The following is a 17,042-nucleotide window of genomic DNA, read 5'->3' as shown; positions in this document are numbered from 1 at the left end:
AGACGACCCGGACAGGTGAGCAGGTGGCCCAGTGAGCGGTATCAGGGTTTTGGTAGCGGGGGCGAGCATCGCGGGGCCCGCGCTGGCGCACTGGCTGCACCGGCGCGGAGCCGAGGTGACCGTGGTGGAGCGGGCTCCGGAGTTGCGTCCGGGTGGGCAGGCGGTGGACGCGCGCGGCGTGACCAGGGAGGTCATCCGGCGGATGGGGCTGGACGCGGCGGTGCGCGCGGCGCGCACCGAGACTGCCGGTGCGCACATCGTGGACGCGGACGGGAATGTGCTGGAGACCTATCGCGTGGACGACGACGGCGGCGACGGATTCATCTCGGAGATCGAGATCCTGCGCGGGGACCTGTCCCGGGTGCTCTACGACGACACCCGTGCCGATGTCGAGTACGTCTTCGGCGACCGGATCGCCGGGCTCACCCAGGACGCGGACGGAGTCGACGTGGCCTTCGAGGGCGGTGATCGGCGGCGCTTCGACCTGGTGGTCGGGGCGGACGGGCTGCACTCTTCGTTGCGAGCGATGGTCTTCGGGCCGCGCGAGCGGTTCGTCCGCCACCTCGGGCACGTGCTGGCCTTCTACAGTGTGCCCAACGAGTTCGGACTCGACCGCTGGCTGATCGACTACCAGGAGGCCGGGCGATCCGCCGGACTGCGGCCCATCCAGGACTCCACCCGGGCGATGGCCATGTTCTCCTTCCCCGCGGGGGGCTTCGACGTGGACTACCGTGACGTCGCGGCCCAGAAGCGCCTGCTGCGCGAGCGGATGGCAGGCATGGGCTGGTTGACCTCGCGCATTCTCGCGCACCTCGACGACACCCCGGACTTCTACCTCGACCAGGTCGCCCAAGTGGTGATGGACCGCTGGTCGCACGGACGGGTGGGGCTGCTGGGGGACGCGGCGTTCAGCTCGTCACCGATGTCCGGGCAGGGCACCGGGCTGGCCTTGGTCGGCGCCTACCTGCTGGCTGGCGAATTGGCCGCCGCAGGATGGGATCCCGAGGCCGGGTTCGCAGGCTACGAGAGGCGGATGCGCTCGTTCGTCGAGGCCAACCAGGAGATCGCCCAGTTGAACGCCCGCAGCCGCGACGTCCCCGGGCCCGATGCCGAGCCGAGCCCCGATTTCGCGAGCGAATGGTTCACCGAGCTGATCGAGCGCGCGATCAACGGCGTCGAGCTGCCGGACTATGCGGGTGTACCGGACTCCAAAGCCCCGGCCGGAGCAGCGATCACCACGCCGGCCAAGCCGTAGCCGGCCCCCTCGGTAGGCCAACGCCGGACTACATAGCCCGCGGATTTGCCCTGGTCGGCATAGCCATCGAAAGGGCCGCGCGACTTTCGTCAGACGGTACGGAACACGCCACCCCCACCCTCTGTGTATCCCAGTCCGCCCCGGCCGTCTGGCCGGGGCAGACCTGTGCCGGTTCCGCACGCGCTCAGGCGGTCGCGACCGGAGCCTCCGCACCTGTCGCGACGATCCGGCGACGTCGGCTCGGCGCCAGCAGGGTCGGGTGCCGCACGGACCAAGCCGCTCCCGCGCAGATCAGCTCCTTTATGCGCGCGGCCTTGCGACCCACGTCGACCTTGGAGGTCGGCTGATCCTCCTTGGTCACCTTCTGCACGATGGCATCGCGGCGGCCGAGGCTGATGCACTGGCTGTTGTAGCCGATGGGGGCGTCGGGAACCGCACGTCCGGTCAGCCGAGCGGCAATGGCGTCGGCGCCGAGCCAGGCCATCGGGGAGGCGGTGGCGCAGCCCATGCGCAACGTCTTGCCGCCCACTCCCGCGGCGTGCGCGGCATCGCCGACGGCGTAGACATCCGGATGCGAGACCGAGCGCTGGGTAGCGTCGACGAGGATCCGTCCGGCCTCCGAGACGGTGAGCGTGCTGGCGGCCGCGATCGGGTGGACGGCGAAGCCCGCCGTCCAGACGGTCAGCTGCGCGGGGATCTCCGCTCCCGATCGGGTGGTCACGCCGTCTTCGGTGACCTTGACGACGTCGGCGTGCTCGTGGACGGTGACACCCAACCGTTCGAACGCACCGCGCAGGTGGCTCTGCGCCTTCTCGTCGAGCCAGTCGCCTACGCCACCGCGCGCTGCCATCGCGACCTTCAGATCCGGGCGCGCCTCGGCGATCTCGGTGGCGGCCTCGATACTGGTCAGGCCACCACCCACGACCAGCACGGTCTCGCCCGCTCGCAGTTGGCTCAGGCGTTCCCGCAGCCGCAGCGCGGCCTGCTTGCTCGCCACATGGTGAGCGTGCTCGACCACGCCGGGCACGCCGTAATCGGCGACGGTGCTGCCGAGGGCGTAGACGAGTGTGTCGTAGGCGAGGGTCTCGGCCCCTTGGTCGCCGACCAGTGCGACGGTCTTGCGGTCCACGTCGATCGAATCGACCCATGCGATGCGCACCTCGACGCCGGTGCCGGCGAACATCTTGCGCAGTGGACGAACCGGCAGGTCCTGCCCGGCTGCGAGTTGGTGCAGTCGCACCCGTTCGACGAAGTCGGGATCGGCGTTGACCAGGGTGATCTGGACGTCGTCGCGGTGCAGTCGCTTGGCCAGGCGGCCGGCGGTGGTGGCTCCGGCGTACCCGGCTCCGAGGACGACGATGCGGTGCTTCATGATGGTGCCTCCTGTCTCGGTGGGTTCGGAACTTGAACCGGACAGCCGCACGAATGCTGACAGGAGCAGAGTGTGATGTGGGTCACCACAAATCGGGCAGGGGCGCTCCCGGTGCGTAGGTGGCCCACTGGCGATTGGCGAACGCCAGCTTGTCGGGGTTGACGTGGGCGTGCATGGCGGCGATGCCGTCGGCGGTCACCTCCAGCACCACGACGCCGACGACGCGATCCTCGGCCACCAGGACCAGCGCGGGCCTGCCATTGACGATGGCGGCGTAGGGCGTGGGCTTGCCGCCGAGCTTGTCCCACTTGGCGCCCGTGGGTTTGATGGCCAGCCGCACGAACGTCGCGATGCGCTCGGCGCCGGCGAGCGGCCTGTTCAAGGTGGCGAAGAAGGCGCCGCCGTCACCGATGATCGTGGCGTCATCGGTGAGTAACCGCACCAGTTCGTCGGTTCGGCCGCTGACCGCCGCGGCCAGGAATTCCTCCACGATCCGGCGGGCGGCGGCCTCGTCCACCTCGATGCGCGCCCGCTCCACGGCCAAGTGCTGTTTGGCGCGACGATAGACCTGCTGGCAGTTGGATTCGGTGATGTCGAGCAGGTCGGCGATCTCGTGGTGCGCGTAGCCGAAGGCCTCGCGGAGTACATACACCACGCGTTCTTTGGCGGTGAGCCGTTCCATGAGCGTGAGCATCGCGATCGACACCGATTCGCGCTGTTCGACCGTGTCGGCCGGGCCGAGCATCGGGGCGCCGGCCAGCACTGGCTCCGGAAGCCATTGCCCTACATAGGTTTCCCGGCGCGCGCGGGCCGAGGTGAGCTGGTTGAGACAGAGATTGGTGAGCACCTTGGTCAGCCACGCCTCGGGCGCGTCGACATAGGCGCGGTCGGCGGCCTGCCAGCGCAGATAGGTCTCCTGCACCACGTCCTCGGCGTCGCTGGCCGAGCCCAGCAAGCGGTAGGCGATCGCTTCTAGGCGACCCCTGGAGCCTTCGAACAGATCGGCCTCGCGCGTGAGCAACATGCTGGTCATCGTCGGCTATACGCACCGTGTGTGTCCAGCGGTAACGGTTCCCCGACCTGGTTGTTCATGGGGCTCCGCGCACGTGGCGGCGAACCGTAGCTGGTCCATAACCTCTCGGGACGCTTCGGTAGACCACCGCCGGACTACGTTCGTTCATGCCGCTGATCGAGCGGTCGTGACGTTGTCGGTCCGGCGGTGCCGCCGTCCTGCCGTTGCCAGCCGTCCGGACGGTAAACCCACCGTTCGTCGCTTCCGTCGCGGGCGACATAGGTGGCGCCGAACGGAAGGTCTGTGACCTCACCGCTGTAATACGCCAGCCGGAGCATGTCGACGGCCAGCCAGTACGCATAGTGCGCGGCCGTCGATTCCCACTCCGCGCGCTCGAGTGACGTCATGAAATGCTCGTCGCGGCGCAGAGCGTCCCCGTGCGCGCAAGTCCAGTACAGCACCCTCTCCGGGCCGCTGTAGCCGCGCGGTAGCAGTTCACGCGCAGCGCCGCACGTGGAACACGGGCCCACCGCGCGGGGCGCGAAACGGTACATCATCCAATGCAAGTCGATAATGCTGTGCTCGGTGTCGCGGGTGGCGGTACTTCCGCCGGGGGTCAGACAATCCGGACACCGCAACTCTCTGAGGCCGTCCCCGGTATCCGGCCACCCGGCAGGCCACCGCGCGCCGCAACGCATGCACCGGAACTGGCCGCGCGGTGGAGCGGTCACCGAGAACTGGGTGATGAAACCCGGCTTGTCGCGCAACGGCCCCAGATAGCCCGGGTACGTGCCCAACTCTCCGCGCGGCCACACGCCGGCCAGCTCCTGCGGCCACAGCAACCCGATGACCTCGCTCACAGAGCGCCGGTCCCAGACTGTGCCGGGCCGTGCCGGAAGCCCGGCCGCATTGAGGTGGCCGGCGAGGTCATCGACATCCTCGGTGAAAGACGCGTTCCGCCGAGCGAGTTCCCAGACACCGGCCTCGCCGTATCCGGCGCGCATCGCCGCCGGCATATCGGCCCACTGCAACGCGACCCGCATACGGTTCTGGAGGCGGCGCTCGGATTCCGCGCGAACCTGCAGCGCCGCCCGCTCGTCCGCACTACCCGGCCACCGCTCGACAGAGCGGTCGCCGTACACCCGGCGTGGCATTACCTCCAGCGTGCCCGCACCAGGCGGAACCGACTCGTCTTCGTGGTAGCGACCGCGGTGACGCCCCGCACGTCTATCGAACTCGGCGAACGCCGCCTTCGCCTCGGCGATCGACTGCTTGCTCAGCTTCTGCGCGTCCTCCGGCGGCCGGAACTTCCTCCCACCAACGTCTTTCGACATTCGCCTCCCCTCCCGCAACAACCCACAGATCGTGCAACGGAACGGTACCGGCACGCATCCCTGGCTTCGGACTCAGCTCACCGGACAGCGATCGGGAACGCAAGACGGACTGATCGGAGCGGTAGGTCACGACAACGCGCGTACCACGCTGCACTACTACACCGACTTGATTGATGACGATCCGGACGACGTAGCTGCGCGCTCGGGCCGCGCGCACGCTTCCCGCGACTGCGTACCAGATCGGGTCCCGAGGTCAGCGACTCGGATCGGACTACGGCCTGAACTTGGTCGATGTTGTGCCCTCGGCAGGACACACAAAACATGGGCAACTGAGAAACGCCTGGTCATCGTGGGTACTTATCCCGTCTGAGGGATCGATGCCTGCGGATTGTTAGGCAATCCGCCCAACTTCGTGGTGCCCTGGGCGGGGCGTGTCGAACTTGAGAACGGCGACCGGCACCGAGATATCATCAACCCGTCACCCAGCGCGTTCGGGATAGAACGCGGTCAATCGAGGCGTTCACGGACAATGAGGCACGGGACGTCCGCCCATCCGCTAGTCGCGAACCCCCAATGTCCGCCCGGGGATCGCGCGCCAGGTGTTGGTCCGGGACCACGCCGATTCACCGGGGCGCAAACCTGTTGCTGCACCGGCGTCCTTCCATACCGCAGGGTTCAGGAACGCCTGCGTGGCACTCGATATCGGTCAACCAGACAGCGTCCAGGCGGCCCTGATCGAAGTGGCGGCGCAGACACGCCCATGCCGAATGTCGGGTCTACGGGGCGACAGGGTTGATGATCGTTCGTGAGGTCTGTGGTGTGCGGCCCGCTTCGGTATCGAGGTTGTCGACCGGGCCGTCTGAGACCAGGACTGGCGCGAACAATTTCCAATGCCTGCACATGCTGCTCGCCGAACACGCCACAACTGCGGAGCAAGCCGCCGCACTGTGCACGATCGGCGACACCGACCGAACGCTGATCAACCGACTCCTGCCTGCATCGGAGGCTCGACATGCTGCGCGCCGTGGAGAAGTGGCGCGAGGCGGCTGGTGACGCCGCCGTGATGCCCGACCGGTTAATCCATTCATTGGCGGCTCCGCAAGTTGGGCGCCGACCACCAGTGCCAGAGGAGCAGCCATCGTGCCTTCGACCTTCACCTACCCCGGCGTCTACGTCACCGAGCGGCCTTCGGGCGCACAGGCAGTCCCGGCAGCAGCCACCTCGATCGCCCTGTTCGTCGGGATGGCCGATATCGGCCCGTTCGACACCCCCGTCAGGATCCAGAACCTGTCGAGCTACGTCCGCACCTTCGGTGAGACCTCGGTCGGCGAGATGGCCGACCAGGTCAAGCAGTTCTTCATCAATGGGGGTGCCGACTGTTACGTGATGCGCATCGCCGACGGAGAACGGCAGTCCGAGATCCGGGTGCGCGACGAAACCGGGACGACGGATGTGCTGCGGATCCTCGCCCGCGACGCGGGCAAAGCGGGAAACCTGATCCGGGTGGAGGTGGACTACCAGACGGCAACGCCTGAGCTCACCTTCAACCTCACGGCGTACCGAAGTGTCCTGAATGCCGACGGCACGTTCGGTCGGACCGACATCGAAACACTCGCCGACGTATCGATGGACCCACTCCACCCGAGGTACGTCGAGACGATAGCCGCCACTTCGAGCACGCTGATCCGGGTCGAGAACCTCGCGGCGGCACCGGCGCCCGGGAACACCGGGGGAGTCTCCGTCGCGGGGCTGTTCCTCACAACCGCGACTGCACTGACGGATTTGCGTTCGGTGATCGACGCCACCCACAGGAGCCTCTCGGTCAGCATCGCCGGGCGGCCGCCCGTGACGGCGGTGGTCAACCTGACAGGGCTCGACGACACCAACCCTCACATCAGGATCGAGGAGGCGATCTACAACGCCTACCAGGGCCAGGATCCGCTGCCCGCTGGCTCGCTGACGGTGGTCATCACCAACGGACCGGGCGCGCTCGGCTCGGTCATGGAGATCCAGTCCACCGAGGGGGCGGTGATCGTCAGCCGGGCGGCGACCGATGACCTCACGTCGGTGCTGATGCTCGGCAGCACCAACGGCGGCGTGGAGTTCGACGCGTACTCACGGCTGCGGCCGGCGCCATCCGGCGTCTTCGCACAGCTGGGCACGACCAACGGCCGCCCCACGTCCGCGTGGCTCAACCGGCTCTTCGCGGTCGCCGCATTTCCGCGAGACCAGGTCACCACGCTGACCTCGCTCGCCGACCCGGGGTCGTCGTCCTCGCCGTACACCGGGCCCATCGCGATCGCGGGTGTTGCCGCGGACCCGGTCGCCCATGTGCCGATTGCGGCACCCTTCCCGGCGGCACTGGGCTCGATGGAGGCGGTCCGGGCCGGCCTCGACGCCATCGCGGACGGTATCGAGGCAGCGGTGAGCGCCACCACGCCTGGCCGCTGGACCGCCCAGCGCCAAGGTGTGCGGCTGGTGCTGCGCCCGGCGGTCAACCTCGCTCCTGCTACTTCCCTCGGCGTCGAGGTTACGACCGGGCCCGCCGACCTGGGCGCTGCCGGGAGCTACTTGGACAGGACGACGTCGGCCAACCTGGCGGCATACACCCTCGGCACAGCCGCACCGGGCGGGCAGCAGACGGGCGACGTCGCCGGCCTCGACGGCACCAAGCCGTTGCTGACCGACTACCAGGCGGCGTTCGCCGTGATCGAGAGCAACGTCGAGATCTTCAACATGATGGTCCTCCCGAGGGCCCCGCAGCAGACCGACGCCGACCGCCAGACGATCTGGGGCGCGGCCAGCAACTTCTGTGCCCAGCAACGCGCCATCCTGTTCGTCGACCCGGCCGACTGGCGGACGATCGGCCAGGCCGAAGCCGGAGCTGGCAACATCAAGCTCGGCGTGGACACCCGCAACTCGGTGATCTACTGGCCACGCGTGTTGGTGCCCGGCGCCACCTCCCCGCGGGGGGTGGCCGTCGACCCGTCGGGCACGATGGCAGGTCTCTACGCGCGAACCGACACGCGCTTCGGCACCTGGAAGGCGCCCGCTGGCATCGAGGCGACGCTGACGGGTGTACTTGGGGTCGAGGTCCCGATGAGCGACGCCGAGAACGGGCGGATCAACCCGAAGGCACTCAACGCGATCCGCGTGTTCCCGTCCGGCGTGACCTCCTGGGGAGCCAGGACCATGGTCGGCGCGGACGACACCGGCAACGTCGATGACAAGTACGTCAACGTCCGCCGGACTATGCTGTTCATCGAGAACAGCCTCTACAGGGGGCTGCGCTTCGCGGTTTTCCGCAGCAACGCCGAGCCCCTGTGGGCCAGCATTCGCCTCGCCGCAGGCGCGTTCATGAACGGCCTGATGCTCCAGGGCGCGTTCGCCAGCACCACCAAGAGCGAGGCGTACTACGTGCTCTGCGACAGCACCACGACCACGCCGAACGATATCAACCTCGGCATCGTCAACGTGCTAGTCGGGTTCGCCCCCAACAAGCCGGCCGAGTTTGTGCACTTGATCGTGACCCAGCTCGCCGGCCAAGTCGAGGCATGAGGACAGGAGGAGACAGACCATGGCCATGTTCTCGGTCAATTCGACCCGGATCGACCCCTACAGCAACTTCCGGTTCCTCGTCGTGTTCGGCAACGACGTGGTGGCCGGCGCGAGCAAGGTGAGCGGGCTCAAGCAGACGATCGAGCTCGTCGAGCACCGCGACGGCGGCGACCTCTCGACCAAACGCAAGTCGCCCGGGCTCACCTCGTTCGAGCCAATCACCATCGAGCGCGGCATCAGCCATGACCCGGCGTTCGAGGAGTGGGCGAACCTCGCCTACTCACCGGAGGGGCCGGGCCGGGTGTCGCTGAAGAACTTCCGCCGCGACATCATCATCGAGCTCTACAACCTGCAAGGCGTCAAGGTGCGCGCGTGGAACGCCTTCCGCTGCTGGGTCAGCGAGTTCACCGCGGTGCCGGAGCTCGACGCCAACGCCAACGCGATCGCCTTCGAGAGCATCGTCTTGCAGAACGAAGGCTTCGCCCGCGACCCTGCCGTGGTCGAGCCGGTCGAGAGGTGACGGAGGGCCGGATGCGTCGACTGCTGCTCTCGCTCCCGACGCTCGGTGAGCGACAGCTCCTGCTCTGCGAGCTGGATGGTCATGCCGAGCTTCTCGTCGCCCCCGACGACCCAGAGGTGGTGCGGCGCCTGCTCGGCCGCGTGCTGAGGGAGCCGTCCGGCGCCGAGGTGGACGTGGACGGGCTGTTGTGCGTGTGGCGGGACCGGGTGTTCGCGGCGCTGTTCGAACGGGAGCTCGGCGGGCGGGTCGCCTCCCAGGCGCGATGCTCGGCCTGCAACGAGGACTATGCGTTCGGCTTCGACCTGGCGGCGGTGGTACGGCAACAGGACTCCGCGGCGGCCGCCACCGGGTTGGTCGCCGACGATGACGGCCGTGTAGTCGTGGAGCACGGCACCCGGCTCCGGCCGCCGACGGTCGGCGACGTCGTCGCCCATCGAGATCGCGACAGCCTGGCCCGCGCGCTGGCGGATCCGACGCTGCCGCGCGAGCGGGTCGAGGAGATACTCGACGAGGTGGCGCCGCTGCTCAGCTTTGACCTCGAGACCCGGTGTGCGCACTGCGAGCAGCCCCAGGTCCTCCGGTTCGACGTCGTCCGCTACACGCTGGAGAGCCTGGCGGCCGAGCGGCCCCTGCTCATCCGCGAGATCCACCTGATCGCGTCGCGCTACGGCTGGGGGCACGACACAGTCATGGGCCTGACCCGGGCGGACCGGCGCGCCTATGCCGCACTGATCCTGAGTGAGCGGAACGCCACCGGCCTGCGGAGCGTCGGATGAGCGCCCATCTCCAGCGCCTGTACGACACCGCGGCGGCCGCCCCGGTGGCGGTCGACGCCCGTCCCGTACAGCGTTCGTCGTCGCCGCTGCTAGCAGTCGACCAGCGGCTGGCCATGAGCGCCTACGCCGCATCGTTCCTGATAGGCATGCCGGGAGAGGCCGAGGCGGTGTCGGAGGCCTGGCCCGACCTGCCGGCCGAGCTCCGCATGGCCCGCGAGCCGGATGCGCCGGCGCCACCCGTGGCCGCGCCGCCACCGCCCACCACGCCCGCCGACCGTGACCTGCCGCCAGTGGAATGGTTGCGACCCCCGCCGCAACCGCGACCCGCCGAGGCCACCGTCACCGACCGTCGCACCGGTCCCGAGCCCGTGCTCCCGCCGCCCGAGCCCCCCACCGCGAGGGCTGATGACGTGCCCACGACGCGACCGCTGCCGCCGGTCGAGATAACGCGCCCGGAGGGGATACCAGCCCCGATCGATCAGCCCCGGCCGGCCCCCGAGCCGGTGCCGACGCGCACCGTCTCGCTGCGGAGCGAGCTGACCGTGACCGTCGGGCCGGAGGCGCGCCGACGAGACGCGCCGCCCCCTCGTCCCCGCATGACGTCTGCTCGGGAACCGCTGGGCGCCGAGGTCCGCCGGACGGATGTACCCGAGCTGCTGCACCCGGTTCCTGCGCCGCCCGCGCCGCCGCTGCCGCTGCCTGTCCAGTACCGCGAGGCCGACCTCACCGAGCCGGTTCGCCGACTGGTCCGCGAGGCGATGGTGGACAGTCGCCCTCGGACCCCGGCGCAGGCGCAGGACCCGGCACCGACGGCGGCGGGCACGACCAGCCAGCCGACGACGGCGGAATCCGTCCAGCCGACGACGGCGGAATCCGTATCGCTTATCGGGCCACTCGACCGGCCGTCGCGCGCGACGACCCTCTATGGCCTCCGGCTGAGGTGACGCCGTGCCCTCACCGAACCTGAACGAGGTCACCGACGCTCTCGCCCGACTGATCGAGCAGACGGTCTCGGCCCTCCTCGGCGGGACCACCGTCACGGTCTCGAAGCTCCCTCCCGAGAAGGCGGAGGAGGCCGGCGACACACGCCTCAACATCTACCTGTACCACGTCGCGCAGGACATGGACGGTGGCAACGACCTGGCCCGCGGCGGCCCCAGCGGCCCGGTCCCGGTGGCAACCCGGCCACTGGCCGTCAAGCTGTTCTACGTTCTGACCGCGCACGCGCTGATCGACACCGTCGAGGATGTCTCGGGCCAGCAGACGCTGATGGGGTGGGGGATGAAAGCCCTCCACGACAACCCCGTGATCGACCACCAGCTCACCGTCGGCGCGGTGCAGATCTTCCCGACGATCGGCGACCTGCGGCTACAGATCGTGCTGCGGCCCGTCACCCCCGAGGAAGCCGTCAGCTTCTGGTCGACCGACCAGGTGCGCACGGCCCGGCTCTCGGCGTACTACGAGGTCAGCACCCTCTTGCTCCCACCCGAAGCGCCGAGCACGACGCCGGGCGTGACCGGTCAGGTGCTGTTGTCCGTGCTGCCCCGCGGCAGGCCGACGCTGCGGACGACCAGGTCGGTGGGGAGGTTCGTGCTTCCCGCGACCCTCGGCGGCGCCTCCCTCGCACCGGAACGATCACCGGGGGTCGTTGCCCTGAAGGCCGCCGTGGATGAGGACACCCGCCTGACCGCGCCGGGACAGTCGCTGGGCGACGGGCGGGATTCAGCCGTGGTGCTCCGCGGGGAGTCGACGTCCGGTCTGGGTCTGCCCGAGGACGCGGCCGTTCTCCTACCCGCTGACAACCCGGGCTGGGGGATCGTCGTGACCGACTCCGAGGTGACCCTGTCGGTGCGGCCCGTTGCCCAGGCCGCGACGCCCACCGGGCTGGTGGCCGTGGACATCCTCCCCGGCTTCCACACCATCGCGGTGCGCCGGGCGGTGATGACCCGCAGCGAGGGTGGGGTGACCGACACCGTCGACGTCGAGAGCAACCGGCAGCCGTTCGCGGTCGCGCCCTCCGTCGTATCGGCGACCGTCGATGCCACCGACCAGATCGTCGTGGCCGTCGACGCAGCGTACGACGCCCAGGCCGCCGGCGCCGTCGCGCAGCTGTCGCTGGGAGGAGACGTGTACCGCAGGGTCGCGACGTTCGCCGGGACACCGGCCGACGCCGGCTCCTTCCAGGTGCGCGACGACCACACCTACGTAGCGGTCCCACTCTTTGACCCAACTGTGCCCGGGCGCACCTACCCGGTCCGGGTCAGCGTAAACGGTGCAGACTCGCAGCCGTTCTGGTTGGAGGTGGCCTGAGATGGCGCCGGCCGAGCAGCGCAAGTCGGACGCAGTCTCGGCGGCCGAGCTCGTGGTCGAGCGGCTCCGCCTGCTGCTGGACGCGCATCTCGATCCTGACGGCGAACACGCTGAGCGACTGGCCCCGGTCGAGGCGAGGCTCGCCGGGCCGGAGGGCGCGTTCCGTCAGCGGCTCGGCGACTTGTTCGGCCTCACCGAAGGTGAGATCGACGCACTGGACCTCGCCGTCGCCGTCGCCGTCGAACCCGCCCTCGCCGCGGAGGTCGCCCAGGTGCAGGGCATGCCGTCGCGGCATTTGCCGGGCGAGATCGCGCTGCGACTCCTCCTCGGACACAGCCCGAGCCCGGTAGTCCGCAGTGGGTCGCCGCTGCTGTCCTGGGGGTTCGTCGAGGTCGTCCAGTTCGCACCCGACGAACCTGCGCTGTTCCGGGCCGACCCGGCCGTCGTGGACTGGTACTTCGGGACGCTCTCGGCCTCCGCGATCCCGGTACGCCGAGCGCCGGACGTCGAGCCGCTCCCGGAGTGGCGGGTGGCCGACCACGCGCGACGGATCGAGGGCATCCTCGCCGAGCAGAAGCCCGTCCGGCTCGTGCTCGTCGGCCGGCGCGGCACCGGCCGGGCCAGCCTGGCGGCCGCCATCGCCAAGCACCTCGGCAGACAGGCGATCTGCGTCGACCCGGAGTCGCTGACGCACGGCGCGGGCTACTCGACGTTCCTGCGGCTGCAGCGGCTCGCGCTGCTGGGCGATCTGGTGTTGGTCTGGCGCGGCGCACCCGCGTCGTGGCCGGCAGCCCTGCCGGTGGCGATGTTGCAGGCGGTCACGCTGGAGCCCGGCGAGTCGCTCGCTCCGGTGGACGGCATCGTGGACCTCGACATCCCGATGCCGCTGCTGGGGAAGGACACCCTCGGCGCGCTCTACCGCAGCTACCTGCCGGCGGTGGCCGACCAGCTGGACGTGGTCGTCGGTCAGCCAAGGGTCGGCGACCTCGCCGACGCCGCGGCACAGCAGATCACCACCCCCGAGGACCTGCGCCGCTTCCTGCGGCAGCGCAACAGCGCCCGCACCGCTCAGATCGGCAGGGTCGAGCGGGTGTCGTACACCTGGGACGACCTCGTGCTGGCGGATCAGACGAAGACGATGCTGCAAGCGTTCGAGGCTGAGGCCCGCAGCCGCGCCACCCTGCTCGCCGACGAGAAGCGCCGGCGCCTGTTCGGAGACACTGCCCAACTGAGCGCCCTGTTCTCAGGACCGCCCGGGCTCGGCAAGTCGATGTCGGCCAAGGTGATCGCGCATGAGCTCGGCCTGGACCTGCTCGTCGTCGACTCGGCCGCGATCACCAGCAAATTCATCGGAGAAACGGCCAAGAACCTGTCGCTGGCCTTCGAGGTTGCCCGGGACGCCCAGTGCGCGTTGATGTTCGAGGAGGCCGACAGCTTCTTCACCACCCGGGTGAAGGTGGAGACGGCCAACGATCGCCACAGCAATGCCGACATCGGCCACTTACTGCAGCTGATGGAAAACCACGACGGCCTGGTGATGCTCTCCAGCAACCGGCGCTCCAACATCGATGCGGCCTTCACCCGCCGGCTCCGCTTCATAGTCGAGTTCCGCCCGCCCACGCAGGCCGAGCGTGAGCAGCTGTGGGAACGCGCCCTGGCCGCCCTCGGCATGGCCGAGCCGATGCGGCAGGCGGTCGTGCCCGCGGTCGCCGCAGCCCACGAGCTCACACCCGCACAGATCAAAGGCGCGGCGCTGACGGCGGCCTACCGGGCTGGCGACACCGGCATCACCGGCGCGGAGGTCGAGCAGGCAGCCCGACTGGAGCTGCAGAAGGAGGGCCGGCTGATCAGCGCCGTCCCCGAGACTCCTGTCCCCGCACGGAAGGCGATCGCACATGGTTGACACCGGTCACCCGAGATCGCCGGCACTTATGCACGGAGCGCTGGTGCAGCTCGCCGAGGATCTCGGCGTCATCGTGCCGCTCGTCATCCCCTTCCAGTACAACCCGGCGAAGGTGACACGTGGCTTCGAGCCGTGGAACCCGTTCGCCACCGACCCTCAGAACCAGGCCTCTCAGACTCCGCTCGTGCAGCCGTTCGACCCCCACGAGACCTATGGGTTCGAACTCGATCTGGACGCCACCGACGACCTGGCGGCGGGCAACCCGCTGGCTGCGGCGACCGGCGTGGCTTCGCGGATCGCGGCCCTGCGCAAGCTGATCGAGCCCACCGAGGGCGTGGTCGGCGACCTGGTCGCCGCGGCGTCGGGCCTGCTCGGGGGAGCTGCCCGGCAGGCCGACCGGCCGGCCGTGCCGATCACCCTGTTCGTGCTCGGCCCCGGGACGATCGTGCCGGTCCGGATCACCTCATTATCTGTCGAGGTGACCGAATTCCTGCCGTCGCTGTACCCGCACATGGCCAAGGTGACCCTCGCCCTGCAGGTGCTCACCCCCGATGTCTTCAAGTGCAAGAAGGGCACCGCCATCACCGTCGCCGTGGCGGCGTACCGGTTCACGAAGCTCCAGGAGGACGCGCTCGCGCTGGTGGCCGCGGCGGGCGGGGCAGCCGCGACCGTGTCGATGCTGCCGATCTAACCGGGTCCAGAGGGAAAGGAGACAAGGACGTGTCCGTGTTCGATGAGAAGAGCCGCTACCTGAAGTACTCGAATGTGCTCGAAGCCGTGGACGAGCGCGGCCGGACGGTGAACTGGGTAACGCCCGCACGGATACCCGCGCAGCGTCTGCTCGGCGAGCACCTCCGACGCGAGGGGCAGCGGCTCGACCGAATCGCGGGGCACTACCTCGACGACCCGACGGGCTTCTGGCGGATCGCCGCGATCAACGACGCGATGACCGCAGACGCTATCGCCGACCTGTCGCGCGTACGCATCCCCGTCCGGGAGGGCTGATGGGCTTCGGCGCGATCCTCACCACCGGTGACGATCTCTCCCCGCTCGCAGAGGATGTCATGCGCTGGATCGTCGAGGTCCGCGTCGAACAGGAGCTCAGCAAGCCCACGATCTACGCTGTTCGGTTCGAGGACGACCTGTGCGAGGGGAACCCCGTCGTAGCCGGTCGTCCCGAACTCCAGGCAAACCAGGTGCTCGGCATCTTTGTGTCGTCCGACGACGGCTACGAATGTCTGGTCCACGGCCCGATCACGCGGTTGCGCACCTCGTCGATGGTCGGCGGCACCGGTTCCTGGGTAGAGGTCCACGGGCAGGACCGCCGCGTGGAGATGGACCGGATCGGCGTCCAGGCGACGTGGACCGGCAAGGCGTCCGAGGCCGCCCAGCGCGTCATCGAGGCATATGGGTACGAGGCCGACTGCGAAGAGACCCGCAAGGAGTACTCCGACGGCCAGAATGCCCTCAACCAGCGCGGCACCGACCTCGCCTTTCTCGAGGACATCGCCCGCAAGAACAACCTCGAGCTGTGGCTCAGCTACGAGACCTCCGGCCGGCCCGATGCCTTCTCGGTCAGCACCACCGTCAACGTGCGCAGTTCGCCGACCCGGACCTCGGCGCCCGGTCTGTCGCTGCCGCTCGCGCCCCCTGTGCTGCGGGCGCCGGGCGGTAAGGTACTGCGCGTCCAACCGCCGCCGGACGCCTGCGCGTCGGTCACCCGGTTCGACACCCACGTGGACTTCGAGCGGCCCGGCGCAGCCCGCGGGTTCGCCCAGACCGTCGACAACGGCGAGACCTCGGAGCAGACCACCAGTCCGACCGACCCGACATTAGGGGAGGAGCGCGCCGACATCGTCGCGGTCGACGGCGTTGAGCGCACCGCCCTGGCGCCCCCGGTGACCGACCCCGACGAGCACTACCTGGCTCAGGAGGCACTGCTCACCGAGGCCGCCTGGTTCGTGCAGGTCGACTGCTCGGCCACTCTTGAACAGCTCGGCTTCCCGCCGCAGCCGCACCAAATCGTCGACGTCCAGTACGCCGGCGAACGGCTGTCCGGCCCGTACCAGGTCATGAAGGCGACCCACATCATCAACGCCGCCGACTCCTATGTCGACTTCAAGATCCGTGCCAACGGCCTACGCGAGACCCAGGGGGTGGTGCCGTGAGCGAGGACGTCGACCGCGTCGTCCAGGCGCTGAGCCAGCGATTCTTCGGCAAGTACCGCGGCGAGGTCACCGATACCAAAGACTCGACCGGCCGCGCCCGGCTCAAGGTGAAGTGCGCAGCGGTCCTCGGCGAGGAGGAGGTCTGGGCCATGCCGGCCGCCCCGTACGCCGGCGACAGCGTAGGTTTCTTCGCTCTGCCGCCCTCCGGCGCCTCGGTGTGGGTGGAGTTCGAGGCCGGGGAGATCAACCAGCCGATCTGGTCGGGCTGCTTCTGGAAGGACGGAGAGATCCAGGCGGGCGACGCCGAGGAGGGCGTGATGTTCCTGAAGACCCCGGGGTTCAGCATCCGCGTGGACAACGACCAAGGCACGGTCGAGATCGAGGCCGCCGGAGGAGCCAAGATCACTCTCGACTCCAACGGCATCATTCTGGAGGCCCCCGAGGTCGGCCTGAGCGCCAACGGTGCGTCCGCCAATCTCTCCGCGAGTGGCTTCGATGCCATGAGCGGCGCCCTGACGGTGATGTGAAGGAGCTGCCATGGCCATGCCCACCGTCACCCTCCCCTCCGGTGTCAACGCCGGCGGTCCGGCCGTCGCCTTCGTGAGCGCGAACACCTGGGTTAAGAGCCAGAGCGGCTACCTGGGGCTCCAGTTCGATGTCGTCTTGTTCGGTGGGCCGATGGCCACCGGGATGTGGGCCACCGCCGGCAACCATGTGTTCGTCAACCAGGTGCCGGTGGTGCTGCAGAACTCGACCGGTACGGCGGTCGGTCCGGGGCCCGCGTCAGCTCCCATGTCCGTCGTACTCGGCGACATCACGGTGAAAGGGAGCTGA

At 69.1% G+C, this 17,042-nt stretch carries 15 protein-coding genes; 12 read left to right on the top strand and 3 right to left on the bottom strand.

Annotation, left to right across the window (positions count from 1 at the left end; translation table 11 throughout):
- The first annotated feature begins 31 nt into the window (after positions 1 to 31).
- Positions 32 to 1,255 (top strand): FAD-dependent monooxygenase, encoded by a 1,224-nt coding sequence (locus NB3_RS29875; protein WP_067809947.1) that lies wholly within the window; start codon positions 32 to 34, stop codon positions 1,253 to 1,255.
- A gap of 184 nt (positions 1,256 to 1,439) precedes the next feature.
- Here the strand turns inward: NB3_RS29875 and NB3_RS29870 are convergent, their stop codons facing one another.
- The 3 genes from NB3_RS29870 to NB3_RS29860 all read right to left on the bottom strand — a co-directional run bounded on the left by NB3_RS29870 (position 1,440) and on the right by NB3_RS29860 (position 4,973).
- Positions 1,440 to 2,627: an NAD(P)/FAD-dependent oxidoreductase gene (locus NB3_RS29870; RefSeq protein WP_067809946.1), complete on the bottom strand. Its 1,188-nt coding sequence runs from the start codon at positions 2,625 to 2,627 to the stop codon at positions 1,440 to 1,442.
- 82 nt (positions 2,628 to 2,709) lie between these two features.
- Positions 2,710 to 3,651: an RNA polymerase sigma factor SigJ gene (gene sigJ, locus NB3_RS29865; protein WP_067809950.1), complete on the bottom strand. Its 942-nt coding sequence runs from the start codon at positions 3,649 to 3,651 to the stop codon at positions 2,710 to 2,712.
- Between the two features lie 143 nt (positions 3,652 to 3,794).
- The gene (locus NB3_RS29860; protein WP_244892145.1) at positions 3,795 to 4,973 is read right to left on the bottom strand and encodes a hypothetical protein; all 1,179 of its coding nucleotides are present in this window, start codon (positions 4,971 to 4,973) and stop codon (positions 3,795 to 3,797) included.
- 1,140 nt (positions 4,974 to 6,113) lie between these two features.
- On the opposite strand from NB3_RS29860, the gene NB3_RS29855 reads away from it, so the two are divergent.
- From NB3_RS29855 to NB3_RS29805, 11 genes are read left to right on the top strand one after another with little or no spacing between them, the layout of a single operon-like run.
- Positions 6,114 to 8,531, top strand: coding sequence for a phage tail sheath family protein (locus NB3_RS29855; RefSeq protein ID WP_067809944.1), 2,418 nt, complete (start codon positions 6,114 to 6,116; stop codon positions 8,529 to 8,531).
- Positions 8,532 to 8,550: 19 nt separating this feature from the next.
- Positions 8,551 to 9,051, top strand: a complete 501-nt coding sequence (locus NB3_RS29850) for a phage tail protein (protein WP_067465666.1) — start codon at positions 8,551 to 8,553, stop codon at positions 9,049 to 9,051.
- An 11-nt stretch (positions 9,052 to 9,062) separates the two neighbouring features.
- Entirely contained in the window at positions 9,063 to 9,827 is a 765-nt protein-coding gene (locus NB3_RS29845) for a hypothetical protein (RefSeq protein WP_067809943.1), read from the top strand.
- Positions 9,824 to 10,771 carry a hypothetical protein gene (locus tag NB3_RS29840; protein WP_067809942.1) on the top strand — a complete coding sequence of 316 codons (948 nt, stop codon included), beginning with the start codon at positions 9,824 to 9,826 and terminating at the stop codon, positions 10,769 to 10,771. Before NB3_RS29845 ends, NB3_RS29840 begins: the two co-directional genes overlap by 4 nt.
- A gap of 4 nt (positions 10,772 to 10,775) precedes the next feature.
- On the top strand, positions 10,776 to 12,137 hold the full coding sequence (locus NB3_RS29835; RefSeq protein ID WP_067809941.1) for a Pvc16 family protein: 1,362 nt from the start codon (positions 10,776 to 10,778) through the stop codon (positions 12,135 to 12,137).
- Position 12,138: 1 nt separating this feature from the next.
- Positions 12,139 to 14,040, top strand: a complete 1,902-nt coding sequence (locus NB3_RS29830; RefSeq protein WP_067809940.1) for an ATP-binding protein — start codon at positions 12,139 to 12,141, stop codon at positions 14,038 to 14,040.
- A 43-nt stretch (positions 14,041 to 14,083) separates the two neighbouring features.
- A complete protein-coding gene (locus NB3_RS29825) occupies positions 14,084 to 14,731 on the top strand; it encodes a hypothetical protein (RefSeq protein WP_157112085.1) in 648 nt (215 codons plus the stop codon).
- A gap of 29 nt (positions 14,732 to 14,760) precedes the next feature.
- Positions 14,761 to 15,045: a hypothetical protein gene (locus tag NB3_RS29820; RefSeq protein ID WP_218020665.1), complete on the top strand. Its 285-nt coding sequence runs from the start codon at positions 14,761 to 14,763 to the stop codon at positions 15,043 to 15,045.
- Positions 15,045 to 16,208 carry a hypothetical protein gene (locus NB3_RS29815; protein WP_067809938.1) on the top strand — a complete coding sequence of 388 codons (1,164 nt, stop codon included), beginning with the start codon at positions 15,045 to 15,047 and terminating at the stop codon, positions 16,206 to 16,208. Before NB3_RS29820 ends, NB3_RS29815 begins: the two co-directional genes overlap by 1 nt.
- Positions 16,205 to 16,735: a phage baseplate assembly protein V gene (locus tag NB3_RS29810; protein WP_084823793.1), complete on the top strand. Its 531-nt coding sequence runs from the start codon at positions 16,205 to 16,207 to the stop codon at positions 16,733 to 16,735. Before NB3_RS29815 ends, NB3_RS29810 begins: the two co-directional genes overlap by 4 nt.
- Before the next feature lie 10 nt (positions 16,736 to 16,745).
- The gene (locus NB3_RS29805) at positions 16,746 to 17,042 is read left to right on the top strand and encodes a hypothetical protein (protein ID WP_067809937.1); all 297 of its coding nucleotides are present in this window, start codon (positions 16,746 to 16,748) and stop codon (positions 17,040 to 17,042) included.

Source organism: Nocardia beijingensis NBRC 16342 (assembly GCF_001612785.1).
Classification (GTDB): Bacteria; Actinomycetota; Actinomycetes; order Mycobacteriales; family Mycobacteriaceae; genus Nocardia; species Nocardia beijingensis.
This window is presented reverse-complemented; position numbering and strand designations above follow the sequence as displayed.

Coding starts and splice junctions, on each gene's coding strand:
- NB3_RS29870 (WP_067809946.1), bottom strand. CDS start 2,627: ATGAAGCACCGCATCGTCGTCCTCGGAGCCGGGTACGCCGGAGCCACC.
- NB3_RS29815 (WP_067809938.1), top strand. CDS start 15,045: ATGGGCTTCGGCGCGATCCTCACCACCGGTGACGATCTCTCCCCGCTC.
- NB3_RS29860 (WP_244892145.1), bottom strand. CDS start 4,973: ATGTCGAAAGACGTTGGTGGGAGGAAGTTCCGGCCGCCGGAGGACGCG.
- NB3_RS29850 (WP_067465666.1), top strand. CDS start 8,551: ATGGCCATGTTCTCGGTCAATTCGACCCGGATCGACCCCTACAGCAAC.
- NB3_RS29805 (WP_067809937.1), top strand. CDS start 16,746: ATGGCCATGCCCACCGTCACCCTCCCCTCCGGTGTCAACGCCGGCGGT.
- NB3_RS29830 (WP_067809940.1), top strand. CDS start 12,139: ATGGCGCCGGCCGAGCAGCGCAAGTCGGACGCAGTCTCGGCGGCCGAG.
- NB3_RS29840 (WP_067809942.1), top strand. CDS start 9,824: ATGAGCGCCCATCTCCAGCGCCTGTACGACACCGCGGCGGCCGCCCCG.
- sigJ (WP_067809950.1), bottom strand. CDS start 3,651: ATGTTGCTCACGCGCGAGGCCGATCTGTTCGAAGGCTCCAGGGGTCGC.
- NB3_RS29845 (WP_067809943.1), top strand. CDS start 9,063: ATGCGTCGACTGCTGCTCTCGCTCCCGACGCTCGGTGAGCGACAGCTC.